This window comes from Streptomyces sp. NPDC006711, assembly GCF_042869775.1.
In the GTDB taxonomy this organism is placed as follows: Bacteria; Actinomycetota; Actinomycetes; order Streptomycetales; family Streptomycetaceae; genus Streptomyces.
The window spans coordinates 422,201-447,450 of record NZ_JBIAGO010000001.1 but is presented as its reverse complement, the minus strand read 5'-3'; the positions used below and the strand labels follow the sequence as shown (position 1 = coordinate 447,450).

Here is a 25,250-nt window from a genome sequence, read left to right as displayed (position 1 = left end):
TGGTCCGGGGCCCGCGCAGGGTGGGGGCCTGCGCCGGGGCGGGTGTACGTGCGGGTGGTGTCGCTGCGGATTTCGGTGCGTATCGGGGCAAGTCGGCGCGCGAAGGGGTGCGCGGGCCCCGCGGACGGCCGGGGCGGCGGTCCGCGGGGGCGGGGCGGGCGGGTCAGGCCGCGGGGAACCCGCCGGCGCGGCGCGCCTGGGTCAGGGCCTTCGCGAGCGTTTCGACGGTCGAGCAGGTGAACACCACCTGCACCGGGATCTCCAGACCGAACTCCTCCTGGAGCCGCAGCGCGACCCGGGTGGCGGTCAGCGAGTCGCCGCCCAGCTCGAAGAAGTCGTCGTGGGCCCCGACCTCGTCGGCCCACAGCGCGTCCGCCCAGATCCGGGCGACCGCGCGCTCGGCGGGCGTACGGGGCGCGACGAACTCGGCTTCCAGGCCGGTGCGTTCGCCGTCCGGCGCGGGCAGCGCGGCGCGGTTGGTCTTGCCGCTGGTGGTCAGCGGCAGCCGGTCAAGGAAGACGAAGGCGCCGGGCACCATGTAGCCGGGCAGGCTGGCCCCGCACCGCTCGCGCAGGGCGGTGACGCTCAGCGCGCGGCCGTCAACGGGAACGCAGTACGCGACGAGGGCCTTCTCGCCCGGTACGCCGCCGGGCACGTCCTCGCGGACCGTCACCACGCAGGAGGCGACGTCCTCGTGGGCGAGGAGCGCGGACTCGATCTCCCCGAGCTCGATCCGGAAGCCCCGCACCTTCACCTGGTGGTCGAGGCGCCCCAGGAACTCCAGGTTCCCGTCCGCCAGCCACCGCACCAGGTCCCCGGTGCGGTACACGCGTGCCTCCGGTCCTTCGGCGGCGTGCGCGGGGAAGGGGTGCGCGGTGAACCGCTCCCGGGTCAGGTCCGGGCGGCCGAGATAACCGCGCGCCACGCCCTTGCCGCCGATGAGGAGTTCACCGGGGACGCCGACGGGCACCGGCCGGTCCGCCTCGTCCACGACGTACACCTCGGTGTTCGGGGTGGGCCGGCCGATCGGGACCGGTCCCGCCGCGTCGCGGATCTCGGCGACGGTCGCGTAGACGGTGGTCTCCGTCGGGCCGTAGCCGTTGACGACCCGGCGCCCGGCGCGCAGCATCTTCGCCGCCAGGTCGGCGGGCAGCGCCTCACCGGCGGTGAAGAGGGTGAGTCCACGCGGCTCGGGCCGGTCGCCGAGCGCGTCGAGCAGGGGCCGCCAGGCCGACGGCGTGGCCTGGACGAGGGTGGCGTCGTGCCGGTCGATCAGGGCGGCCAGCGCGCGGGGCGCGCGTACCTGGTCGCGGTCGGCGCCGATGATCCGGCCGCCGGTGATCAGGGGCAGGAACACCTCGACGGCCGCGATGTCGAAGGTCGCAGACGTGGTGAACAGGACCCGGTCGCTCGCGGGCGCCGGGAAGATCTCCCGCATGCCGAAGAGCAGGTCGAGGAGCGAACCGAGGGTGATCGCGACGCCCTTGGGCGTGCCGGTGGACCCGGAGGTGTAGAGGACGTACGCGAGGTGGTCCGGCCCGGCGGCCGGCTCGGGGTCCGCGTCCTGGTGTGCGGCGAGCGCGGCGCGGTCGGTGTCGACGGCGACGAGCACCCGCCCCTCGCCCACGAGCCGTTCGCGCAGCGACTCCTGCGTCACGACGACGGGCGCGGCGGTGTCGCGCAGCACGAAGTCGAGCCGTTCCACGGGGTGTTCGGGGTCCAGCGGTACGTACGCGCCGCCCGCCTTCAGCACCGCGAGCAGCGTGACGATCAGCTCGGGGCCGCGCTCCAGACAGACACCCACCGGTACGTCCGGCGCGACGCCGAGGGAGCGCAGATGGTGGGCCAGCCGGTTGGCGCGGCTGTTGAGCGCGGCGTACGTCACTTCCTCGTCGCCGAACACGACGGCGAGCGCGTTCGGTGTCCGTCCGGCCTGCGCGGCGACCAGGCCCGCGACCAGACCCGCGACGGAACTCGCGGCCGGGTACGCCGAGGGGCGTGAGCTCCACTCGGCGAGCAGCAGGCGCCGCTCGGCCGCGTCGAGGATGTCGAGGTCGTCCGGGGCGGCGCCCGGAGCGCCGGCGACGGCGGCGAGCAGGGTGAGGTAGTTCTTGGTGAACCGCTCGGCGCTCGCCGTCTCGAACAGCGCGGTGCTGAAGTCGAGGCGCACCTCGATGTCCGCCGCGCGCTCCTCGAAGACCAGCGCCAGATCGGGCGGGCAGGCGCCGGCGGGCGTGGCGGGCAGGGCGTCCTGGGCGAACAGGGCCTGCACGAGCGGGTGGTGGCCGGCGTCGGCGGCGGGGGCGAGGGCCGCGACGAGGTCCTGGAACGGGACCCGAGGCCGGGCCTGGGCCCCGCGCAGCGCGGCGCCTGCCCGCTCCACCAGGTCACCGAAGGACGCGGCCCCGGCCAGGCCGGTGCGTACGACGCTCAGCTCGCCCGCGAGCGGTGTGCCAACCGCCACGTCCGCCCGACGGCTCCAGCGGCCCAGGAGCAGCTGGTACGCCGCGAGCAGCACGACCGGCAGCGGCGCGCCGTATCCGGCGGCGGCCTTGCGCAGGGCGTCGGCGGTGGCGGCCGGGACGGTGCGGGTGCACCGGGCCGTGCCGGGCTCGCGCACCGGGGAGCGCGGGCGGTCGGCGGGCAGCTCCAGCGGTTCGAGGCCGTCCAGTTCGGCGCGCCACTGGTCCAGCACGGTCGCGTCAGTCATGACCCCTCCGGGGTGCCGAGGATCCGCGCCAGCGCGTTGCGGTCCGTCTTTCCGTTGTCGTTGAGCGGCAGGGCGTCCAGCCGGGTGAGGCGCGCGGGCACCATGTGCAGCGGGACCTGCTCGCGCAGCCAGGCGTCGAACCGCGCGGGGTCCGTCTCGCGGCCCGCGTAGGCGGCGACCAGTTCGGTCTCGCCCTCCGCCGTGGCCAGCGCCACCACCGCGACGTCGACGACCGCCGGGTGACGGCGGACGACCGCCTCCACCTCGCCGATCTCCACCCGGTGGCCCCGGACCTTCACCTGCTGGTCGAGGCGGCCGCAGTGCACCATCACATCGCCCTCGCGCCGGACCCGGTCGCCGGTGCGGTACCAGTGGCGGTCGGTGAGCGGCCCGGAGCCGTCGTACACGGCTGCTCGGCCGCCCGGCTCGTACGACAGGAACCGGCCGGTGTTCTCGCGGGGGTCGAGGTAGCCGTCGAAGCGCTGGGGGCCGCGCACGCACAGCTCGCCCTCGTCGCATTCGCGTCCGTCCTCGTCGAGCAGGACGCCCTCCATGCCCGGGTACATCGTGCCGATCGGGACCGTGCCGCCGGTGTACTCGGGCCACGCCGAACTCGGGCCACTCAGAAGGTGGTTGGAGCAGCAGATGACGAGCTCCGTGGGCCCGTACACATTGTGGATCCGCGAGTGCGGCGCCACCTCGTGCCACAGCGCGGCGTGCTGCGCGGTGACCGGTTCGGCGCCGAACAGGCTGTGCTTGAGCGTGACGCAGCGCCCGAGCGGGAGGTTGCCGAGCCGCTGGGCCTCGCGCACCACCGAGGGCACCGAGAACCAGTGGGTCAGCTTCCGCCCCACGATGAAGTCGACCGGCGTGTACAGATCGGCGGCCGACGGCACGACCACGGTGGCGCCGCCGCCCCAGGCCACGAAGAGGTCGAAGGCGTGCGCGTCGAAGGTCAGGCCGAACACCTGCGAGAGGCGGCTGCCCGGAGCGATCTCGTAGCGCGGGATGTTGTGTTCGAGGTACGGGGAGAACTGGCGGTGCAGGATCGGCACGCCCTTGGGCTGGCCGGTCGACCCCGAGGTGAACAGGATGTACGCCTCGCGGGCGAGGTCCGACGGGACCGGCGGCAGCGCCTCCTCCAGCGCCTCCTCCAGCAGGTCGTCCTCGGCGCGCTCGTCCTCGGTGAGCTCAAGCACGGTCGGCCGGTGGCGCTCGGGGAGCCGGGTGAACAGCTCGGCGGCCCGCTCCTCCACCAGGGCGACGGTGACCCCGGCGCGCTGGGCGACGTCGAGGTTGCGCTGCTGGGGGTGGTCCGGGTTCAGCGGCACCACGGCCGCGCCGAGCCGCTGGATCGCCAGGTATCCGGCGTAGGCGCCCACCGAACGCGCGGCGACCAGCGCGACCCGGTCGGGCACCCCGCCGTGCTTGCGCACGATGCGGGCGGCCAGCACCAGGGCGAGGCGGCGCAGTTCGGCGTAGGTCAGGACCTCGTCGCCGATCTCCAGCGCGGTGTGGCCGGGCAGCCGCAGGGCCGACTCCTCGAACCACTGGTACATCGTGCGACGGGGAAGGCGCGGGGTGAGGGGGTCGGGGGTCATCGGTTCCTCGATATCCATGTGCGTTCCAAGTTCTCGACCAGGTCGCTGCTGGTCAGCCGCCTGCACTGCTCCACGGCGTACAGGGCCATGTAGTGGCGGAACACGTCTTCGGGCTCCTCGTGGGCGTGCAGGACACGGCGGTTGTTGATGACGGCCGGGTTGGCGAGTTCGTCGGCCGCCGCCCGCACGGCCGTGTCCAGCCCGTCGGCGGGGACCACCTCGTCGCACAGCAGCCGGCCCTCGGGCGACGCCGCGTCGATCCGGCGGTCGGCGAAGATCGCCTGCCGGGCCAGCCGGTTGCCCCCGACGCGGGGCAGCCGCAGGTTGGCGGCGCCCGGGATGATGCCCTCGCGCAGCGCCGGCAGGGTGAAGTAGGCCTCCTCGGCGGCGATCACCCGGTCGAAGACGAGCAGGATCTGCGCCCCGCCGCCGATCGCGAAGGTGTCCACGGCGGCGATCCACGGCTTCTCGACCGGTTCCGGCAGCCAGCTCGCGCCGTCGTCCGGGGCGCTCAGGCCCCGGAAGATCTTGTTGATGTAGCCGAGTTCGCGGCCCAGGAAGAAGTCGATGAGCGAGATCTCGCCCTCGTACAGGCGGGTGAGGTTGATGCCGGCGCTGAACACCCGGCGCCCGGCGTAGCGGGGGTGCGTCATGGGGCCGCCGCGCATCACCCCCACCCGTACCGAGTCGTCGAGGAGCACCAGGTCGACGGCCGCCTCGAGCGCCGCGACCAGCAGGTCGTCCTCGGCGTTGAGGAACCGCGTGTTGTGCACGGTCACCTCGCCCAGGTCGCCCCGGCGGTGCACCGAGACGAGGCCGAAGTCGGCGTGGCCCGTCGCCCGGAAGCCGGACAGCGCGGCCAGTGCCTTCTCCGTCGGCCTGCGCATGGCCTCCATGAGGTGCGGACCCGCCACGGGAGAACGCAGCAGCCCCCAGAAGAAGATGCCGTGGTCGCTCTCGCGGCCCTCCTTGTCGCGCTGCGGCCTGCGCCGCTCCTGCTCGTTCTGCTCCTTCGTCGGTACGAGGCCGGGCATCAGCTCCGCCGCGCGCGTGGCGAGGTCGTTCAGGCGCAGGAACTCGCGCCGCCCGTCGGTCAGTTCGTCGTACAGGCTCTCCGCGTGGCACTCCATGAAGCGCCGCCGGGCGCGGCGTGCCGCCGTGTGCAGGGGGCCCGTCGCCGCGCGGTCCGCGCCGGGGCGTGACAGCGCGTCCTCCAGGCGGGCGAGGTGGTCGACGGTGGCCGCGCGGTCGGCGGCGTAGCCCTGCCCGAGTGCGGGCGCCGTTTCACCCGTGGTCGTCGTCGATGTCGTCATGCCGCCCCCGCTTCCAGTGCTGTTGGTGGTGTTCGTGGTGTTCGTGTGGTGTGCGTCGTGCGCGTCACGCGCCGCGTCGTCGCGCGGGCCGCCACCTCCGCGCCCGGCGGTGGCGGTCCGTACGGGCCGCGTCGTCCTTCGGGCGTGGTCATCGCGCCCGTCCCGGCGTGCGCTCCCTGGTCCGGGCGCGCAGGGCCCGCAGCCGGGCCTGGCCGCGCTCCTCCGCTCCCGCGCCGGCGGCGGCCGCGGTCCCCGCAGGGCCCGAGGAGCCGTCCGCGCCCTCCCCGAGGAAGGCCGCCATGGCCCGCACGGTGGAGTGCCGGAACAGATCGACCACGTCGACCTCGCACTCCAGCGCGGTCCGCAGCCGGTCGCGCAGCCGGATCAGCAGCAGCGAGTTGCCGCCCGCGTCGAAGAAGCTCTCGCCGTGGCCGACCGTGCGGCCCAGCACGTCCCGCCAGGCGGCGGCGACGCGCTGCTCGGTGGCGCTCGCCGGCGGCCGCTCCGCGTCGCGTGCCGCCCGCGCCTCCTCGGCGATGGCCTGCTCCAGCGCCTTCTTGACGGCGGCGCGGTCCGCCCGGCCGCCGGGCAGCAGCGGCATCCGGGTCAGGACACCGATCCGGGCGGGCTGCGCGTGGCCGGGCAGCAGCTCGCGCAGGTGCCCGCGCAGCGCGTCGGCGTTCAGGGCCGCTCCCGGCCGGGCGGTGACCGCCGCGTCGGGGCCGCCGGACGTCCCGGTCCATACCTGGGCGCGTGCGACGCCGGGATGCCCCATGAGCGCCGCCTCGATGTCGGCGCAGGCCACGCGGACCCCGCGCACCCGGGCCTGCTCCGAGGCCCGGCCGACGAACACCAGGTGTCCCTCGGGCGTGTGCCGCGCCAGGTCGCCGGTGGCGAACAGGCGGCCGCCCGGCCGCTTCCCGTACGGGTCGGGCAGGAAGCGCTCCGCCGTACGGCGCGGATCGTTCAGATAGCCCCGGGTGACGGCGGCGCCCCCGATGTGCAGCTCACCGACGACACCCGGCGCGACCAGGTCTCCGCGCCGGTCGAGGACGTAGGCCGTGCAGCCCGCCGGGAGCCCGAGCGGCACCGGGCGGCCTGTCGCGTCGGAGCGGGCCGGTCCGCCGATGGCCGGGCCCGCCGTCTCGGCGGCGGTGTAGAGGTGGTGGACCTGGGAGATGCCGGCGGCCCGCGCGGCGTGCAGGGTGGCGGGGGCCAGGAGGTCGCCCCCCACCAGGGCGGTCGTCGCCAGGGCGGCCCCGCCCTCGTCGAGCATGCCCGCGAGCACGGACGGCGCGGCGTACACCGTGGCCGGCGACGCGCCGTCCGGCACCACCGCGCGGCCGCCCGAGGTCAGCGGGGCGAACAGCTCGAACACCGCGCCGGGCGAGTCCGGCGGGCTGAGCTGCGCCACCGCGTCGAGCGCCCCGGCGGGCAGCTCCCGGTGGGCCCAGCGCAGCCGGGAGGCGAGGTTGCGGTGCTCGGCGAGCACCGGCAACGGGTCGCCCGTGGCACCCGACGTACGCAGCACATAGGCGGCGTCGGCGGACCGCACGGCGGGCAGCGCGAGAACGGGGCCGTCCCCGGCCGCAGCCGAGTCCGCCGAGTCCGCCGAGTCCGCGAAGCCCGCCGACTCCGTGAAGTCGTCCAGCTCCACCACGCGCACCCGCGTGTGGTCGAACAGCGACGAGGAGTCCGGGTCGGCGAGCACCGTGGTCGCGTCCGCGTCGTCCAGGGCGAGGCGCAGCAGGAAGGCCGGCGACTCCGGGTCCAGCGGTACGCAGCTCCCGCCCGCCGCCAGTACGCCCAGCTGGGCGGCGGCCAGCGCGAAGGACTTGGGCGCGCAGACCCCGACCGGGGCCCCCGGCGCGACGCCGTGCTCCAGGAGCCGCGCCGTCAACTGGGCTGCGGCGCAACCCAGTTGGCGGTACGTCCAGGTGCGCGACCCGTCCGCGACGGCGACCGCGTCCGGGGTACGGGCGATCTGGTCGGCGACCATCGCGTGCAGCACCCCGCCGTCGGCGTCCGCGTCGTGCGCCGGGTTCCACTCCTCGACGAGCAGCCGCCGCTCGGCGGCGGTCGGCCGCAGCAGCGCGGAGACCCGGGTAGTGGGGTCGGCGGCCACCCGCTCAAGTACGGTCCGCAGCCGGACGAGCAGCCGCTCGGCGCTCGCGTCCTCGAAGAGGGCCGTGCGGTAGTCGACCAGGGCGAGCAGGCCCTCGTCGGTCTCGATCGTGTCGATGGCGAGGTCGGTCTTCATGGTCGGCAGCCGCAGCTCCCCGACCGTGAACACTGCGTCCGCGGCCCGCCGCACGGGCGCGGCCGGCTGGTGGGTGTACATGACCTGGTAGAGCGGGTGGTAGCTCGGGTCGCGGGTCACCCCGAGCCGGTCCATGACCTCGTCGACGGGCAGGTCCGCGTGATCCAGCGCGTCAAGCAGGTCACCGCGCACCTGGTGCAGCAGCTCCGCGAACCGCGGGTCGCCGGACAGGTCGGCGCGCAGCACCACGGGCCGCGTGAGGTACCCGAGGAGCCCGGCGCTCTCGGTGGTGTCCCGGCCGGAGACGGCCATGCCGGTGAGCACGTCGGTGCCGCCGTACTGGCTGAGCACCACGTCGCACGCGGCCTTGAGCACCATGAAGAGGCTGCACCGCTTGGTCCGTGCAAGCCGCCGCAGCGGTTCCACGACGTCGTGGGGGATCACGGCCGTACGCCGCTCCCCCTCGTGGCCGCCGCGCGCGGGGCGGGGCCCGGCGAGGGGCAGTTCCAGCACCTCGGGCGCGCCGGTGAGGCGCTGGGTCCAGTACGCCAGGTTCGCGGCGGCGGCCCGCTCGTCGTCCTCGGTGCGCCGGGCCCAGAACGCGGCGTGGTCGACGTCAGGCTCCGGCAGCGGGGAGGGGTGGCCCCCCGCGAACGCGTCGTACAGGGCGGTCAGTTCGGCGGCGAAGACGTCCAGTGACGCCCCGTCGAAGACGATGTGGTGGACGCCGACGAGCAGCCGGTGCGTCGTGTCGTCAAGGCGCAGCAGCCGCACCCGCAGCAGCGGGCCGCCGTCCACGGTGAACGGCTCGCGGGCGAACGCCTCGGCCAGGCCCTCGGCGTCGCCCTGTGCCTGGACGACGGGCAGCTCCAGCGGCTCGGGCGCGGTGACGCGCTGGGCGGGTTCGCCGTCGGCGCCGCGCACGATCCGGGTGCGCAGGGCGGGGTGACGGCGTATCAGCTCCGCCAGGGCGCGCCCCAGGGCCGCCGCGTCGAGCGGGCCGTCGATGCCGACGCTGAAGGGGATGCTGAAGAAGGGGTCGTCGGGGCGGACCTGGGCGAGCGCCCACAGCCGTCGCTGGGCCGGGGTGAGCGGCAGCGGCCGCTCGGTGGCCGTCATGAGGCCACCTCGGCTCCGGACCGGTCCCGCTGCCTGTTCCTGTCGCGCACCGACGCGGCGGCCAGGACCGCGGCCGCCGGAAGCAGCAGTCCGCCGGCCAGGATGATCGAGTCGGCGATGCCCATCAGGTCGGCGATCACGCCGCCGAGGACCACGCCGATGATGGTGAAGTTGACCATCAGGGCGTTGAGCAGCCCGACCCCGCGCCCGCGCAGTTCCTCGGGCAGGTCGCTGATGAGCGTGTTGGCCACCGGCACCTGGAAGAGACCGGAGCCGATCCCCGCCAGCACGCACCAGACCAGGACGACGCCCACGCCCAGGGTGCCGCGCAGCCGGCCGGTCGGGTCGAGCAGCAGCAGCGAGACACCGAACAGCACGATCGATCCGATGAGCAGCCCCCGGTCGGAGAACCGGCGCACCAGCGGCGGACCGGTCAGCGCGCCGACCACGCAGCCCGCGCCGAACGCGGCCTGGGCCAGGCCGAAGGTGAAGGCGGACAGGTCGAAGACGTTCAGGAGCTGGGAGTTGAGGTTGGTGGTGAACAGCCCGAGGACGAGCATCACCGGCACGAGGACGAGCGCGAGGAAGCGCAGCGACGGCACGGCGAGCACCCCGGATATGCCGGTGCCCAGCGACTTCCAGTACGACTCCCGGCCGCTGTCGGGGCCGGGGACGGGCACCTCGCGCAGGACCGCCATGCTGCCGAGCAGCACCGCCGAGACCACGAACGTCACCGCGTCGATGGCGAAGACGGCGGAGACGCTGCCGAACGCGAGGAGCAGACCGCCGAGCGCCGGGCCCACCAGGTTCAGGGTGTGGTTGGTGGACTGGAACAGCGCGACCGCCGTGGGGATGCTGTGGCCCCGCACGATGAGCGGGATCGCGGTGATGCGGGCCGTCTCGAAGAACGCCTTGGCGATGCCGGAGAGCAGGATCAGGACGAGCAGCAGCAGCGGCGAGTCCCGGACCGGGATCATGGCCAGGACCAGCGCCACCCGGACCAGGTCGGCGCCCACCATGAGGCCGCGCGCCGGGAACCGGTCGGCCAGCGGCCCGACGAAGGCCCCCAGCACGCCGGAGGGCAGCAGCTGCGCGATGATCACGAGGGAGACGTACAGGACGGGGTTGGAGGTCTCGGTGGCCACCACGTAGATCAGGGTGATCTTGGTGATGGCGTCACCGAGGAAGGACGCGACGACAGCCACCCAATAGCGGATGTACGTACGGTCCTTGAGGAGTTCAAGCACGGTCGACCACCTCGTTCAAAATCGCGGCTACGCCCTCGATGAAGGGCCGGCGCATCATCGTGTAGTGATTGCCGTCGACCACCCTGACATCGACCTCGCCGCCGGTGGTCAGCGCGCGCCACGCCTCGGTCGAGTCGTACGTCTCCTCGGCCGCGCGGATCAGCGTGACCGGTCCGCTGACGCGCAGGGGGCGGAAGTTCCAGACGAGCCGCAGGTTGGCGACCCACAGGTCGAGGATGTCGCGGACCTGCTCGCGTCCGGCGTCCGGCGGCAGGTAGTCGGACGCGCGGGCGATGGCGAGGAGGTAGTCGAGGTGGTCGTCGGGGGTCATCCCCTTCAGCTCCTCGACGGACTTCAGCGCGTCGCCGTAGTCCCACTGGAGGTTCGCCGCGATGGCCTCGACGATCTCGGCCGGGTCGGGCTCGGAGCCCTCGGGGACCTCGGCGGGCGGGTGCGAGTCCATCATGACGACGGACACCCGCGCGCCGGTCTTCTCCAGCTCGCCCGCGACGGCGAAGGCGTTGGTGCCGCCGTAGCACCAGCCCGCCACGGTGTACGGCCCCTCGGGCTGCGTCGCGCGGATCAGCTCGGCGTACGCCGCGGCGCGCGCCCCGAAGTCGGCGTAGGGCAGGGCCCCTTCGACCGGCGGCGGGGAGGCCAGGGCGTACAGCGGCCGGTCCTGGCCGGCCATCAGCCCGGCGAACGGCATGTAGCAGACCACCTCGCTGCCGGCCGGGTGGGCGAAGAAGACGGGGGAGCCGGCGCCGGAGCCGATCTCCACGAGGTGGACGTCCGCCTCGTCCTGGTAGCCCTCGCGCAGCATCCGCGCGAACCGTTCGACGGTGGCGCCCCGGAAGATCGCCGCCATCGGCAGCTGCTGCCCGAACCGCTTCTCGATCTCGGCCATCAGCCGCAGGACGAGCAGGGAGTGGCCGCCGAGGTCGAAGAACCGGTCGTGCAGACCGATCGGCTTGACCCCCAGCACCTCCTCCCAGATGTGGGCGACCTCCAGCTCGACCGCGTCACGCGGCGGCACGTAGCTCGCCGCGTCCCGCTCGACGACGGGCTCGGGCAGGGCCCGGCGGTCGATCTTGCCGCTGGTGTTGAGCGGGAAGGCGTCCAGGGTGACGAAGGCGGCCGGGACCATGTAGTCGGGCAGGAAGCGGCGCAGGTGCTCGCGCAGCTCCTCGGCGCCGAGGGCGGCGCCGTCCGCCGCCACGACGTAACCGGTAAGGCGCTGGTCGCCCGGCCGGTCCTCGCGCACGAGGGCGACCGCGCGGCGCACCGCCGGGTGCTCCTCCAACCTGGCCTCGATCTCGCCCAGTTCGATGCGGAAGCCGCGCAGCTTGACCTGGCCGTCGTCGCGGCCCAGGAAGACGAGCGTGCCGTCCTCGCGCAGCCGCGCCTTGTCCCCGGTGGCGTACAGGCGCGCCCCGGGTTGGCTGCCGAACGGGTCGGGTACGAACCGCTGGGCGGTCAGCGCCGGCCGGCCGCGGTAGCCGCGCGCGACGCCCGTGCCGCCGAGGTAGAGGTCGCCGGGCATGCCGACCGGGACCGGCGCCAGGCGCTCGTCCAGGACGTACACCTGGGTGTTGTCCAGTGGGCGGCCGATGGAGATCTGCTCGGCGCCGCTGTCGAGCCGGTGCGCGGTGGACCAGATGGTGGTCTCGGTCGGGCCGTAGACGTTCCAGGTGCGGCCGGGCTCGCGGACGAGCCGTTCGGCAAGCGCCGGGGGCAGCGCCTCGCCGCCGACCAGGACCTTCAGCGAGCCGTCGTTGCTCCAGCCCGCCTCCACCAGGAGCTGCCAGGTGGCAGGGGTGGCCTGCATGACGGTGGCGCCGGTCTCGGCGAGCACGGCGGCGAGCCGGCGGCCGTCGATGGCCTCCTCCTTGCGCACCACGTGCACCCGGGCCCCGCTGATCAGCGGCGCGTACAGCTCAAGGCCCGCGATGTCGAAGGTGACGGGGGTGACGGCGGTGAGCGTGTCACCGGCGCCCAGACCCGTCTCGGCGGCCATCGCGAGCAGCAGGTTGGCGAGGTTGCGGTGGGTGACCTCGACGCCCTTGGGGCGGCCGGTGGACCCGGAGGTGTAGATGACGTACGCGAGCCGGTCCTCACCGGCGGCGGGCGGTGCCGGCACGGTCGGGGCGGCGGCCACGGCCTCGGCGTCGGTGTCCAGGCAGATCCGCTCGCCGGGGCACTCCCCGAGGCTTGTCCGCAGCCCGGAGCGGGTCAGCAGGAACCTCGCGTCCGCGTCGTGGGTCATGTCGGCCAGGCGCTGGGCGGGGTGTCCCGCGTCCAGCGGCAGGTACGCGCCGCCGGACATGACCACGCCGAGCAGCGCGACCACCAGGTCGAGCGAGCGGTCGAGACAGACGCCGACGACGGTCTCGGGCCCGACGCCCTTGTCCTGGAGGTACGAGGCGAGCCGGCCGGCCCGCTCAAGCAGCCCGGCGTACGTCAGCTGCTCAGCGCCGCAGGAGACGGCGACCGCGTCCGGTGTCGCCTCGGCTTGGCGCCGTACCAGGACGTCGAGGCAGGCGCCCGGTTCGCGGGCCGCCTCGGTGCGGTTGAAGTCGACGAGCAGCGTGCGGGCCTCGTCGGGGCCGAGCAGCGACAGGTCGCGCACCGCGCGGCCGGGGTCCTGGGACATCTGCTCCAGAAGACGCACGATCTGCCGGGCCATCCGGGCCATCGTGCTCTCGTCGAACAGGTCGGTGTTGTACTCGAGGAGCCCGTGGAAGTGGTCGTCCGCGAGCGCCGGGTCGTCGAAGAAGCCCAGCATCACGTCGTCCTTGGCGGTGGCGTTGTCGAGCATCAGCTCCTCGACGGTCAGACCGGCCATGGGGGTCGCCTCCTCGTGGAGGAAGTCCACGAGGATGAACGACGTCTGGTAGATCGGCGTGCGGCTCGGGTCGCGGTCGAGGTCGAGCTCGTCGAGCAGCGTCCCGAACGGGATGTCGTGGTGGTCGAAGGCGCCCATCATCGTGGTGCGGGTCGCCTGAAGCAGTTCCCGTACGGTCATGGCCGGCCGGACCGTGGTGCGCAGCGGCAGCATGGTCAGGAAGTAGCCGATCATCGGCTCGGTCTCGGGCCTGCTGCGGGTCGATGAGGTGGTGCCGACCACGATGTCCTGCTGCCCGGTGAGCCGGTGCAGGATCAGCTGCCAGGCCGCGAGCAGCGCGATGTTGACGGTGACGTCCTCGCGCTTGGCGAGGTCGCGGATGGCCTGGGTCAGCTCCGGGGTGAGCGGGAACTGGTAGCGGGCGCCGTTGGCGGTCTGGAGCGGCGGGCGGGGCCGGTCGGTGGGCAGCTCAAGCACCAGGTCGGCGCCTTCGAGCTGCTTCTTCCAGTACGGCAGGTGCTTGCGCCGCACCTCCTCGCGCAGCCACTGCGGCTGCCACTCGCAGTAGTCCGGGTAGTGCACGTCGACGGGGGGCAGCTGCGGAGCCCGGCCGGTGGCGAACGCCGTGTAGAACTCGGCGATCTCGGCGTTGAAGATGCCCATCGAGCCGCGGTCCCAGACCAGGTGGTCGACCGTGCCGACCAGGACGTGCTCGTGCTCGTCGAGGCGGAGCAGGGCGATCCGCAGCAGCGGCCCCTTCACCAGGTCGAACGGCTTGCGCAGCTCCTCGGCGGCGAGCCGCGTCATCTCCTCTTCGCGCCGCTCGGCCGGCACGCCCCGCAGGTCCTGGTGGTCCAGCGGCACCTCAAGGGCGGCGTGGATCACCTGGACGGGGGCGTGGCCGTCCTGCTCGAACGTGGTGCGCATCGCCTCGTGGCGCGCCACGAACGCGTTCACGGCGCGCTGGAGCGCGTCCGTGTCCAGCTCGCCGCGCAGCCGCGAGGCGAAGTACACGTTGTAGGCGGGGTCTTCGGGGTCGAACTGGTGGATGAGCCAGATGCGTTCCTGGTCCACGGTGAGCGGCACCCGGTTCGCGCGCTGCCTGCGTGCGATGGGCGCGGTGGTGACGGCGCCGGCGGTGCGCTCGCGCATCCGCCGGTCGAGCAGGGCGCGCTGGGCGGGGGTGAGGCCGGCCAGCCGGTCCGCGAGTCCGGTCACGACTGCTCTCCTTCGGTCTCGCCCCGGTGCCGGTAGCGGTCCTTGAGTTCGGTGAGGTGGTCGAGGCCCTTGAGGACCTGGCCCGGGTCGAGCCCGAAGTCGACGAGGCAGGCGACCTCGTCGACGCCGATGTCCACCAGGTCCTCGATGAGGGATTCGCACTTGTCGGGCGTGCCGAGCAGCGCCAGCGAGTCGAAGTAGCGCTCGAAGGTGGCGTTCAGCATGACGTCGCGCTCGGCGTCGTTCAGCTTGGAGAACTCGCTGCCGAAACTGTCCTGCTGCTCAAGGAACGTCTTGAGGTACGCGGTCAGCGGCCCCCGTACGGTCTCCCTGGCCTCGTCGTCGTCGGAGCCCACGTAGGTGTGGACCATCGCGGTGACCCGCCCCTTGGCCGGGTCGTGCCCGGCCGCCGCGAGCGCTTCGCGGTAGGCGACGATCTTGTCCTTCAGATCGGCGGGGCGCTGCGCGACCAGACCGGTCAGGACGTACGCGCCGATCTCCCCGGCCCGTACGAACGTCTCGACGCTGCCCTGCGCCGACACCCACACCGGAAGCGTCGCCTGGAGCGGGCGCGGAAGGGTGCGTACGGACTGCGAAGTCCCGTCGGCGCGCGGGAAGTCGACGCTCTCGCCCGCCCACAGGCGCTGGACGGCGTCGATCGACTCGAACATCTCGTCCTTGCGGCGCGGGTAGCGCCGCTGCCCGTCGCCCGGCGCGAGGAGGAAGTCGTCCGGGTGCCAGCCGGAGGCCGCCGAGATCGCGGCCCGCCCGCCGGACAGGTTGTCGACGACCGCCCACTCCTCGGCCACCCGCACCGGGTGGTGCAGCGGCAGTACGCAGCTGCCGGCGCGGATCTGGATGTGCTCGGTCAGTACGGCGATGGCGGAGGCCAGCAGTGAGGGGTTGGGGTAGAGGCCGCCGAAGTCGACGAAGTGGCGCTCGGGCACCCAGATGCCGTCGAAGCCGTTGGCGTCGGCGTGCCGGGCGCTGTCGAGCAGCAGCTGGTACTTGCCGGGGCCCTTGGCCGTGCCGTCGCCGGAGAAGAAGAACAGGCTGAAGTCCATGGTGCTGTCCGGCCTGCGGGTGCGCCGGGGCGTCCCGGTCTTCGCCGCCGCCTTGGCACCGGCGTCCACGGCGGCCGGCGCCTTGACGTTGCGCTCGCGCAGGGACCGCTCAAGGACGGCGCGCTGCTCGGGCGAGAGCGAGGACAGCCGCTCCTTCAGCTTGCGCGCGACCTCGAAGTCGTCGGCGTCGGTCCGCGATGGCTCGTCAGACATGGTCGTCACCCTTCAGCTTTGCCTCGGCCTCGCCGGCGGAGAGGCTTTCGACCTCGCGCAGCAGTGCCTCGAACTCGTCAAGACCGATCGATTCGGCCTGGTGGGAGCGGATCGCGGCGGCGAGCCCCGGGACGGTCGGCGCCTCGAAGACGGCGCTCATGGGGAAGTCGCCGTGGGCCTGCCGCAGCCGGCCGACGATCTGGATGGCGAACAGCGAGTTGCCGCCCAGGTCGTAGAAGTCGTCGTCGGGTCCGATCGGGAAGACGCCGAGCATGTCGTGCCACACCCGGGCCACGGACTGGGCAAGTTCGTCGTCCGGCCACACCGTGGCCGGGTCCCAGTCCTCGTCGCCGCGCCCCCGGCCGCCGCCGAGCGAGTCGGTGAACGAGGTCGCCGTGAGACCGGACTGGTCGGCCAGGACGTCCTGGAAGTCGGCCCGCGAGACCACGACCTGCGCGAGACCGCCCGACAGCGCCGCGCGGGCCAGGGCAAGGCCGTCGGCGGCCGGGACGCCCTGGGACAGGCGAAGCCGCTCGTACAGCTCCCGCACCTGCGGCAGCCCCGCCATCTGCTGCTCGAACCAGTCGTCCCAGTCCCACTGCGACCAGTCGACGGTGACGGTGGGCCGGCCGGCGGCGGTGGCCGCCTGGGCGAAGGCGTCCAGGAACACCGACGCCGCGCAGTTCTCGGCCTGGCCGAAGCCGCCGACGATGCCGGTGGTGGCGGAGGCGGTAAGGAAGAAGTCGAGCTCGTCCCCGGCCAGCAGCTCCTCCAGGAGCAGGGTCGACCTGACCCGTGCCGCGAGGACCGCGTCGAAGTCCTCGCGGGTCTTGAGCGCGGTGAGGCCCGAGCCCCGTGCGTCGGCGAGGTGCAGTACGCCGTTGACGGCGCCAAGGACGGCCCGCGCCTGTTCGACGGCGGCGCGCGCCCCTGCGGGGTCGGCCAGGTCGGCGGCGCGGTAGACGACGGTGTCGGGGTGGGCGGCGCGCAGCGCGGCGAGCCGGGCGATCCGCTCGCGCACCCGATCGTCGTCACCGGCGGCGCCCGAGCGCCAGGCCTCCCACTCGCTCTCGGCGGGGAAGTCCGGGTCGCCGACCAGCACGGCCCTCGCCCCGCCGGCGGCGATCTGCTCGGCGAAGAGCAGACCGGTCTCGCCGGACGCGCCGGTGACGAGGTACCCGGCGCCCTCGCGCCAGGCGTGGCCGGTGGGTACGGGCTCCAGCTCGACCGGCGCGAAGGCCCGCAGGAGGCGCTGGGCGCCCCGGTAGGCGACCAGGTTCTCCCGGCCGCCGCCGGCGAGTTCGGCGCCGAGCCGCGCGGTGAGACGGGTGCGGTCGGCGTCGGTGGCGGGCAGCACCACGTCGACGGCGCGGCAGGTCAGCCACGCGTACTCCTGCGGCAGCACGGTGACCGCGCCGTACAGGGTCGCGCGCTCGGGCCGCACCACGGCGGTGCCGTACGCGTCCTGGAGGCTGTCGGTGAGGACGTCGATACGCACCGGGCGGTCCTCGCCGCTCTCGCCCAGCGCCTGGGCGAGGGAGACCAGACTGTGGAACCCGGTGTCCAGGCCGGTGGCGTAACGGCCCGCCGCGTCCTTGGCTGACCCATCGTCAGGGCCGCCCGTGACGGCCCAGGCGTGCACCACCCGGTCGGGGGCCGCGCCCGCCTGCCGCAGCTCGCGGACGATGTCGCCGAGGTGACCGGCGTGGGAGGGGTCGGCGTCGAAACCGTGCGCGGAGGTGCGGGCGTAGGACGCCGCCTTGTGCACGGTGGTGACGGTGTGGCCCTGCTCGCGCAGGTCGGCGGCCAGGGCCTCGGTGAGACCGGTGTCGTCCTGGAGGACCAGCCAGCTGAGCGGGCCCTCAACGGCGTCGGCGCCGGTGGCGCGCGGGAGCGGCGCGGGGTGCCAGACCGGGGCGTACGTCCACCGCTTGGGGTCGGTGCGCACGTTCCCCGCGGCGTCCGCCTCCGGCTTGGGCAGTAGGTAGGAGCGGCCCTCGAAGGGGTAGGCGGGCAGCGGCACCCGGCGGCGGGCCCGGCCGCCGTGCAGGGCGGCCCAGTCGATGTCCACGCCCCGGCGCCACAGCTCGGCGAGGCCCGCGCGGACGGTGCGGGGCTCGGCGGGGTCCTCATCGCCGCGCGGCTTGCGCAGCAGGGTGACGACGGGCGACGCGTCCGGGTGGGTGCGCACGAGGCCGCCCAGCTGGCTGCCGGGACCGGCCTCGACGAGCACCGCGTCTTCGAAGGCCGCGCCGCGCTCGACGAGCGTGGCGACGCCGTCGGAGAAGCGGACCGGCGCACGGGTGTGGGACACCCAGTAGGCGGGGTCGGTGGCCTGCTCGTCGGTGATCCAGGTGCCCGTCACGTTGGACAGGAACGGGATGCGCGGCGGGCTCAGGCGCACCGGGCGAAGCACCTCCGCGAGACCCGGCAGCGCCGGCTCGACCAGCGCGGTGTGGAAGGCGTGCGAGGTCTCGAGCTCCCGTACGGACACCCCCTGGGCCTCCAGGACGCGGCGCGCCCCTGCGACCTCATCGGGCGTGCCGGCGACGACGCAGGAGGCCGGTGCGTTGACGGCGGCGATCGTCACCCCCAGGCCGTCCAGGGCCCGGGTCAGGGCCGCCTCGTCCAGCAGGACCGACAGCATCCGGCCGGGCGCAAGGTCCTGCATGAGCGCGGCGCGCCGGGCGACCACGCGCAGCGCGTCCTCCAGCTCGAACACCCCGGCCAGGGTGGCCGCCACGAGCTCCCCGAGGCTGTGCCCGGTCATCGCGGCGGGGCGCACGCCCCACGACATGAGCAGCTGGGCGACGGCGTAGTCGACGCTGAAGACGGCCGGCTGGGTGTAGCGGGTCTGGCGCAGCCGCTCCTTCGACTCGTCGGTGGCGAAGGCCACGTCGCGCACGTCCCAGCCGAGGTGGGGCAGCAGGATCTCGGCGCAGCGGTCGAGCGCGGCGCGGAAGACCGGCTCGGACCGGTACAGCTGCGCGCCCATGCCGGCGTACTGGGCGCCCTGGCCGGGGAAGACGAACACCACGTCCGGGGCCGCCTCGGGCGCGGGCGACCCGGCGGCGGCGGGCCGCTCAAGCGCGGCGGCCGCGGCGGCGCGGTCGTTCGCCACGACGGTACGGCGGTGGGGGAAGGCCGCGCGGCCGAGCTGGAGGGTGTACGCGGCGTCGGCGAGAGCGGATTCCTGTGCCGTCAGGGCCCTCGCCAGACGTGCGGCGGCGGCGTCGAGCGCTTCGGGCGTACGGGCCGAGAGGGGCAGCACCTGCCAGTCGGCGTCGTCGCTCTCCCGCGCCGCCGGCGCGAGCACGGGGGCCGCTTCGAGGACGACGTGCGCGTTGGTGCCGCCGATGCCGAAGGCGCTGACGCCGGCGCGCGGCGGCTGCTCCGTCGCGGGCCACGGCACGCCGTCGCCGTCGACGGTGAAGGGGCCCTTGTCGAGGGCGAGCCGGGGGTTGGGGGCGCGGAAGTGGGCGGTCGGCGGTATGAAGCGGTGCTCAAGCGCGAGGGCCGCCTTGATGAGGCCGGTGACTCCGGCCGCCGCGTCCAGGTGTCCGACGTTGGACTTCACCGAGCCCAAATGGACCGAGCCGGCGGGCACGTCGGGGCCGAACGCCTCGGTGAGCGCCTGCACTTCGATCGGGTCGCCGAGCGGGGTGGCGGTGCCGTGCGCCTCGACGTACTGGACGGTGCGGGGCGCGACCCCGGCGACCGCGAGCGCTTCGGTGATCACCTCGGCCTGGCCGTGCGGGGACGGGGCGGTGAAGCCGATCTTCGCGGAGCCGTCGTTGTTGACCGCGCTGCCCCGGACCACCGCGTGGATGTGGTCACCGTCCGCGACGGCGTCCTCAAGGCGCTTGAGGACGACGAGGGCCACACCGTCGCCGGAGGCGGTGCCGGAGGCGTCGGCGTCGAACGGGCGGCAGTGGCCGTCCGTCGAGAGGATCGCCCCCTCCTCGTAGCGGTAGCCGCGCGGCTCGAACGCGCGCACCGCGACACCGCCCGCGAGCGCCAGATCGCACTCGCGGCTGAGCAGGGACTGCACGGCGAGGTGGACCGTCACCAGCGACGAGGAACACGCGCTCTGCACGGTGAAGCTGGGCCCGGTCAGACCGAGCTTGTAGGAGACCCGCAGCGCCAGCATCCCGGGGTCGTTGCCGATGGCGACCTGGATGTCGTCCGAGATCCGGCTCCGCGCGCCGCCGCTCGCGATCCGCTCCCGCAGGTAGCCGGCGCCCGAGGTGCCGGCGAACACACCGGTGCGCCCCTCGAAGGTCCGCGCCGGGTAGCCGGCCCGCTCCAGCGCCTGCCAGGCGGTCTCCAGGAGCAACCGGTGCTGGGGGTCCATGAGTTCGGCCTCGGACCGGGTCACGCCGAAGAAGTCGGCGTCGAAGCGGTCGAACCCGTCCACGGGGAAGCCGGACTTCACATAGGCCGGGTCGCTCAGCAGCTCCTCGGGCACCCCGGCGGCCGCCAGCTCCTCGTCGGTGTAGGAGGTGCGTCCCTCCTCGCCCGCCACCACGGCGCGCCACAGCTCGTCGACATCCGCGGCGCCCGGGAAGCGGCCGCTCATCGCGATGATGGCCACGGCCTGCTCGGGCAGCGGCAGATCCGTCTCGTACGTCATGCGTTCTCCCCGTGCGGGTGGGATGCGGACCGGCTGTCGGCGCCGGTGTCGTGCTGTGCGGCGAGCAGGTCGTCCAGGGCGCTCGCGAGTTCCCGTACCGTCGGCCGGTCGAAGAACAGGCGCAGCGTCGCGGCGACGCCGAGCCGTGCCTTGGTGAGGGCGACGGCCTGGGTGGCGAGCATGGAGTGGCCGCCGAGTTCGAAGAAGTCGTCGTCGAGTCCGACCCGGTCGATCGAGAGCACGTCGGCCCAGATGTCGGCGACGGCCTTCTCGACGGGGGTGCCCGGCGCGGCGAACTCCGCGTCGAGCTCGGGGCGTACGGCCTCGGGAGCGGGCAGCGCGCGCCGGTCGACCTTGCCGTTGGCGGTCAGCGGCAGCGCGTCGAGCGTCACGTACACGTTGGGCAGCATGTACTCGGGCAGGGTCGGGGCCAGGTGCTCGCGCAGTTCGGTGGGGCCGGCCGCGACTCCCGCGGCGGCCACCCAGTAGGCGACCAGGCGCGGATCGCCCGCCGCGTCCTGGTCGACGGCCACGACGGTGTCGCGGACGGCGGGGTGGCGGGTGAGGGCGTTCTCGATCTCGCCGAGTTCGATGCGGTAGCCGCGGATCTTCACCTGGTGGTCGAGGCGGCCCAGGTAGGCGTGGTCGCCGTCGGCCGCGCGCTGTGCGCTGTCGCCCGAGCGGTAGCGGCGGGCGCCGGGCACGGCCGCGTCCGGGTCGGGCAGGAAGCGCTCGGCCGTCAGGGCGGGGCGGCCGAGGTAGCCGCGGGCCACGCCCGCGCCGCCGACGTACAGTTCGCCGGCCTCGCCGTCCGCCGCCCGCTCGCCGTCCGCGCCGAGCACGTCCATGCTCCAGCCGCCGATCGGACCGCCGATCATGCTGCCCGTCGCGCCGTCGAGGTCGGCCGACGTCATCCGGCGGTAGGTCGAGTGCACGGTGGTCTCGGTGATTCCGTACATGTTCACCAGGACCGGCACCTCGTCACCGTGGCGCGCGATCCACGGCCGCAGCGTCTCGGGCGCCAGCGCCTCCCCGGCGAACACCACCAGGCGCAGGGCCAGTTCGGGCGGCGCGCCGGGGCCCGCGTGCTCCTCCTCGTACCGGATGAGCTGGCGGAAGGCGGCCGGCGTCTGGTTGAGGACGGTGACGCCCTCGCGGCGCAGCAGCGCGTGCAGGTCCTGCGGGGAACGGCGTACGTCGTCGGGCACGACCACCAGGCGGCCGCCGTGCAGCAGGGCGCCCCACATCTCCCACACGGACACGTCGAACGCGGCCGACGCGCACATCGACCACACGTCGCCAGGACCGAACCCGAACCGGCTGCGCACCCCGGTGAGCAGGCCCGTCACATTGCGGTGCTCGACCATGACGCCCTTGGGGGTGCCGGTCGAACCGCTGGTGTAGATGACGTACGCGAGACTCGCCGGGCCCGTGCCGGGATCCTCCGGCGCGGTTTCCGGGTACGCCGACAGATCGGCGCCGCCCGAGCCGGTCAGCACGGTGTGCTCGGCGCCCAGGTCGCGCGCGGCCTCGTCGGTGAGCAGAACGCGGGCCCGCGCGTCGCGCACGGTGAAGCGCAGCCGCTCGTCGGGGGCCGAGGGGTCGAGCGGTACGTACGCGCCGCCGGCCTTCAGCACCGCGAGCACCGCCGTCACCAGGGACGTGGTGCGCTCCAGGCACACGGCGACCGGCACTTCGGGGCCGACGCCGAGGGTGCGCAGGTGGTGCGCGAGCCGGTTCGCGTCGCGCTCGAGATCGCCGTAGGTCAGGCGGCCGTCGCGGCCGGTCACGGCGACGGCGTCGCTTCGCTTGGCCGCCTGCCGTGCGAACCACGCGTCGATGGTCCCCGGTACGGCCGCTGCCATGGTGTCAACGCTCACGGTGGGTGTTCCTCTCAGGGCCGGACGGGAACCGGGCCGAGGTGAGTTCGAGTACCGGGGTGTCGGGGCGGGCCGTCGCCTCGCGCAGGGTCCGCTCGTAGGCGGCCAGCAGGGCGGCCGGGGTGTCCGGCCCGAACAGGTCGGTGTCGTATTCGAGGGTCAGCGCGAGACCCGCGCCTTGTTCCTGCGCGTACAGGCTCAGGTCGTACTTGGCCGTGTCCTGGGGGCCGGTGAGGTCCAGGGAGCATCCGTCGAGACCGGCGAAGACGGGCTGCGGCCGCTCCTTGAGGAAGCTGAACATCACCCGGAAGACCGGCAGGAAGTCACGGGCGCGCCGGGACACCAGCGCCTCGACCAGCTTGTCGAAGGGCAGCTCCTGGTGGGCGGAGGCGTCGAGCACCGCCGAACGGACGCGCCCCGCCAGCTCCCGGAAGCCGGGGTCGCCCTCCAGATGGACCCGTACCGGAACCATGTTGATCAGGCAGCCGACGAGCTCCTGGAGCTCGGGGCGGTCCCGGCCCGCGACCGGGGTGCCGACGGTGATGTCGCTCGCCCCCGACCAGCCGGCCAGAAGCGTGTGCAGCCCGGCGAACAGGGTCATGTACAGGGTGACGCGCTCGCGACGGCTGAACTCCCGCAGCCGCACGGTGAGTTCGGGTGACAGCTCGCGGGTCGCCACGGCGCCCCGGAAGCTCCGCGTGGCGCCGCGTGGCCGGTCGGTCGGCACCGCGAGCGCCTTCGGGTCGTCCCCGAGCACCCCGCGCCAGTGCTCGACGAGCGCGTCCAAGGTCTTGCCCTGGAGCCGTTCGCGCTGCCAGCCCGCGTACTCGGCGTAGTGCGGTGTCACATCGGCGAGCGTGTCGCCGCCGTAGAGGCGCCCCAGCTCGCGGAAGAAGATCTCCACCGACCAGCCGTCGATGGCGATGTGATGGAACGTCACCACCAGGCGGTACGCCCGCTCGCCGGTCCGCACCAGGTGGGCCCGCAGCGGCAAGTCCACGGCCAGGTCGAAGACCGTCGCCGCCTGTTGGGCCGCGAGGCGGTCCGCGTCGCCCGCCGGGTCGGCGGCGCCGCTCAGGTCCGTGTACGCGAGTTCCAGCGGCTCCGGGTCACGGATCACCTGGTACGGGCGGCCGGACGGCGCGTCGTACGTCGTCCGCAGCACCTCGTGGCGGGCGACGAGCGCGTCCAGCGCCCGGCCCAGGGCCGCCCGGTCCAGATCGCCGCGCAGGTGCAGCACGGTGGGCACGTTGTAGAGGGTGGTCTCGGGGTCGATCTGCTGCATGAACCACAGCCGCTGCTGGGCGAAGGACAGCTCGGGTCTCTCCGGCCGGGCGCAGGCGCGGGGGCCGGCCGGCGCGGGGCCGGACGCGGGCCGGTCCGCCCCGGCCCGCGCCATGGCCCGCTCCATGGCCGCGCGCACCAGGCGGGCCATGCCCGCGAGTGTGTCCGCGTCCAGCAGGGCGTCCGCCTCGATCTGTGCGCCCAGTTCGTCGTCGATGCGGCCGGCCAGGAGCCGCGCGGTGTCCGCCCCGCCGCCGAGCGCGGCGAACCCCGACTCAAGGCCCGGTGCCACGCCGGCGGTGTCCAGCAGCTCCGCCCACATCTGGGCGAGCTCTTCTTCCACGAATCCCATGGTGGTCATGCGAGTGAGTTCTCCGGGCGAGAGGTGCGCGCAGTTTCCTGGAGCAGGTCGAGAAAGGCTTGCGGCTGGCTGCCGAGGTAGAAGTGGTCGCCCTCGAAGAGGTGCACCCGGGCCCCGGCGGAGGTGTGGAGTTCCCACAACCCGGCCTCGGACACCGGGACTTCGAGGTCCTGGTCGGCGACGAACACGGTGACCGGGCAGCCGACGACGGCGTCCTTTGGCGCCCGGTAGGAATCGAGAGCGGCCAGGTCGGCGCGGATCGCCGGCAGGACGAGCTCGATCAGCTCCGCGTGCTCACCGACATCCCGGGCGGTGCCTCCCAGGTCCATGATCCGCGCAAGCACCGCGCCATCGGGCTCCTCGTCGGCGGGGACGCCCAGCGGCGAACGGTTCGAGGGGGCCGAGCAGGCGGAGGCGACGAGCCCACGGGGAGCGGGGCCACCGGCCCGCTCCAGCCGCCGGGCGACCTCGAAGGCGACGATGGCTCCCATGCTGTGCCCGAACAGGACCGGCCGCCGGTCGCCGAGCCGGGCGCCCAGCACTTCGGCCACGGCGTCCGCCAGCGCCTCGACCGAGGCCACCGGCTCCTCGAAGAGCCGGTTTTCGCGGCCCGGGTACTGGATCACCAGCATCTCGATGTCCGGGCCCAGAGCGGCCGACAGACCGTGGTAGTAGCTCGCGGAGCCGCCCGCGTGCGGGAAGCAGACCAGGGTGTGCGCTGCCCCGGGCTTCGGGTGGAAGCAGCGGATCCAGCGGCTCGTGGCGTTGTCCACGCTCATCCCGCCTGGAGCGCCGCGGCCCGCGTGGCCCGCGCGGCCCGGTGCGCCCGGGCGAAGTCGACGACCTGTCCGGCCATCGCGGTCAACTGCCCCTGGATGTGCGGGTCGTCGCACTCACCGTCCGCGCTGAAGCCGGTGGTCGCGCTGTTCATCGCCACCCCCAACGGGGTGCTCCACCCCCGCAGCGCGTGCACGACGTCGCGCAGCGCGCCCAGGGTCGTCACCGCGCCCTGCCAGCCCTGTCCCACCGCCAGGCAGCCGACGGCCCGGCCGGTGAGGTAGGGCCTGCTGTCCGCCCGCAGTTCCTCGGTGTAGTCCAGGGCGTTCTTCAACAGGCCCGACAGCGTCCCGTGGTAGGCCGGACTCGCCAGGACCACCCCGTCGGCGGCGGCGACCGCGGCCAGCAGGCGGTGTGCCTCGGGCGAGCGGGACACGGCGCGCGGGTCGTACAGCGGCATGACCAGGTCGGCGCCGCCGATCAGCTCGACGTCCGCGCCGAGCCGGGCCGCTTCGGCCAGCACGGCATGAAGGCCCCGCTCCGCCGTGGAGCCCGGCCGGGAGGACCCCCCGATTCCAACGACCTTGACGGCCTGCTGCATGAACCCACCCATTCGCTCGGCGTACTCCGGTCACCCGGAGCCGTTGCGCCCCCAACCCTTCGTCACGCCAAACGTCGAATCAACGGTGTGCCGAAGGGCAGTTCCGATCGTCGGCTTCGGTGTT

The 25,250-nt window shown here is 74.0% G+C and carries 12 protein-coding genes; all 12 read right to left on the bottom strand.

Annotated elements, in window-relative coordinates; genetic code table 11:
- Positions 1-163: 163 nt before the first annotated feature.
- Complete coding sequence (locus tag ACFYM2_RS01945) at positions 164-2,710, bottom strand: amino acid adenylation domain-containing protein (RefSeq protein WP_388832558.1); 2,547 nt, start codon at positions 2,708-2,710, stop codon at positions 164-166.
- On the bottom strand, positions 2,707-4,329 hold the full coding sequence (locus ACFYM2_RS01940) for an AMP-binding protein (protein WP_388832555.1): 1,623 nt from the start codon (positions 4,327-4,329) through the stop codon (positions 2,707-2,709). Before ACFYM2_RS01940 ends, ACFYM2_RS01945 begins: the two co-directional genes overlap by 4 nt.
- On the bottom strand, positions 4,308-5,624 hold the full coding sequence (locus tag ACFYM2_RS01935; protein ID WP_388832553.1) for an enoyl-CoA hydratase/isomerase family protein: 1,317 nt from the start codon (positions 5,622-5,624) through the stop codon (positions 4,308-4,310). Before ACFYM2_RS01935 ends, ACFYM2_RS01940 begins: the two co-directional genes overlap by 22 nt.
- 148 nt (positions 5,625-5,772) lie before the next feature.
- Complete coding sequence (locus ACFYM2_RS01930) at positions 5,773-9,003, bottom strand: condensation domain-containing protein (protein ID WP_388832550.1); 3,231 nt, start codon at positions 9,001-9,003, stop codon at positions 5,773-5,775.
- Positions 9,000-10,250, bottom strand: coding sequence for an MFS transporter (locus ACFYM2_RS01925; protein ID WP_359002688.1), 1,251 nt, complete (start codon positions 10,248-10,250; stop codon positions 9,000-9,002). Before ACFYM2_RS01925 ends, ACFYM2_RS01930 begins: the two co-directional genes overlap by 4 nt.
- Positions 10,243-14,313: an amino acid adenylation domain-containing protein gene (locus ACFYM2_RS01920; protein ID WP_388832547.1), complete on the bottom strand. Its 4,071-nt coding sequence runs from the start codon at positions 14,311-14,313 to the stop codon at positions 10,243-10,245. The genes ACFYM2_RS01925 and ACFYM2_RS01920 overlap by 8 nt, the downstream gene beginning before the upstream one ends.
- Positions 14,310-15,590: a MupA/Atu3671 family FMN-dependent luciferase-like monooxygenase gene (locus tag ACFYM2_RS01915; protein WP_359002684.1), complete on the bottom strand. Its 1,281-nt coding sequence runs from the start codon at positions 15,588-15,590 to the stop codon at positions 14,310-14,312. The genes ACFYM2_RS01920 and ACFYM2_RS01915 overlap by 4 nt, the downstream gene beginning before the upstream one ends.
- Positions 15,583-20,223 (bottom strand): beta-ketoacyl synthase N-terminal-like domain-containing protein, encoded by a 4,641-nt coding sequence (locus ACFYM2_RS01910; RefSeq protein ID WP_388832543.1) that lies wholly within the window; start codon positions 20,221-20,223, stop codon positions 15,583-15,585. Before ACFYM2_RS01910 ends, ACFYM2_RS01915 begins: the two co-directional genes overlap by 8 nt.
- Positions 20,220-22,103: an amino acid adenylation domain-containing protein gene (locus tag ACFYM2_RS01905; protein ID WP_388832540.1), complete on the bottom strand. Its 1,884-nt coding sequence runs from the start codon at positions 22,101-22,103 to the stop codon at positions 20,220-20,222. Before ACFYM2_RS01905 ends, ACFYM2_RS01910 begins: the two co-directional genes overlap by 4 nt.
- Entirely contained in the window at positions 22,093-23,748 is a 1,656-nt protein-coding gene (locus ACFYM2_RS01900; protein WP_359002678.1) for a condensation domain-containing protein, read from the bottom strand. Before ACFYM2_RS01900 ends, ACFYM2_RS01905 begins: the two co-directional genes overlap by 11 nt.
- Positions 23,745-24,527: a thioesterase II family protein gene (locus ACFYM2_RS01895; RefSeq protein ID WP_388832537.1), complete on the bottom strand. Its 783-nt coding sequence runs from the start codon at positions 24,525-24,527 to the stop codon at positions 23,745-23,747. Before ACFYM2_RS01895 ends, ACFYM2_RS01900 begins: the two co-directional genes overlap by 4 nt.
- Positions 24,524-25,126: an NADPH-dependent FMN reductase gene (locus ACFYM2_RS01890; protein ID WP_388832534.1), complete on the bottom strand. Its 603-nt coding sequence runs from the start codon at positions 25,124-25,126 to the stop codon at positions 24,524-24,526. Before ACFYM2_RS01890 ends, ACFYM2_RS01895 begins: the two co-directional genes overlap by 4 nt.
- Positions 25,127-25,250: the final 124 nt, after the last annotated feature.

Bases quoted from the DNA above. Each gene is read 5' to 3' on its own strand.
- ACFYM2_RS01895 (WP_388832537.1), bottom strand. From the start codon at position 24,527: ATGAGCGTGGACAACGCCACGAGCCGCTGGATCCGCTGCTTCCACCCG.
- ACFYM2_RS01930 (WP_388832550.1), bottom strand. From the start codon at position 9,003: ATGACGGCCACCGAGCGGCCGCTGCCGCTCACCCCGGCCCAGCGACGG.
- ACFYM2_RS01900 (WP_359002678.1), bottom strand. From the start codon at position 23,748: ATGACCACCATGGGATTCGTGGAAGAAGAGCTCGCCCAGATGTGGGCG.
- ACFYM2_RS01915 (WP_359002684.1), bottom strand. From the start codon at position 15,590: ATGTCTGACGAGCCATCGCGGACCGACGCCGACGACTTCGAGGTCGCG.
- ACFYM2_RS01935 (WP_388832553.1), bottom strand. From the start codon at position 5,624: ATGACGACATCGACGACGACCACGGGTGAAACGGCGCCCGCACTCGGG.
- ACFYM2_RS01910 (WP_388832543.1), bottom strand. From the start codon at position 20,223: ATGACGTACGAGACGGATCTGCCGCTGCCCGAGCAGGCCGTGGCCATC.
- ACFYM2_RS01890 (WP_388832534.1), bottom strand. From the start codon at position 25,126: ATGCAGCAGGCCGTCAAGGTCGTTGGAATCGGGGGGTCCTCCCGGCCG.
- ACFYM2_RS01945 (WP_388832558.1), bottom strand. From the start codon at position 2,710: ATGACTGACGCGACCGTGCTGGACCAGTGGCGCGCCGAACTGGACGGC.
- ACFYM2_RS01940 (WP_388832555.1), bottom strand. From the start codon at position 4,329: ATGGATATCGAGGAACCGATGACCCCCGACCCCCTCACCCCGCGCCTT.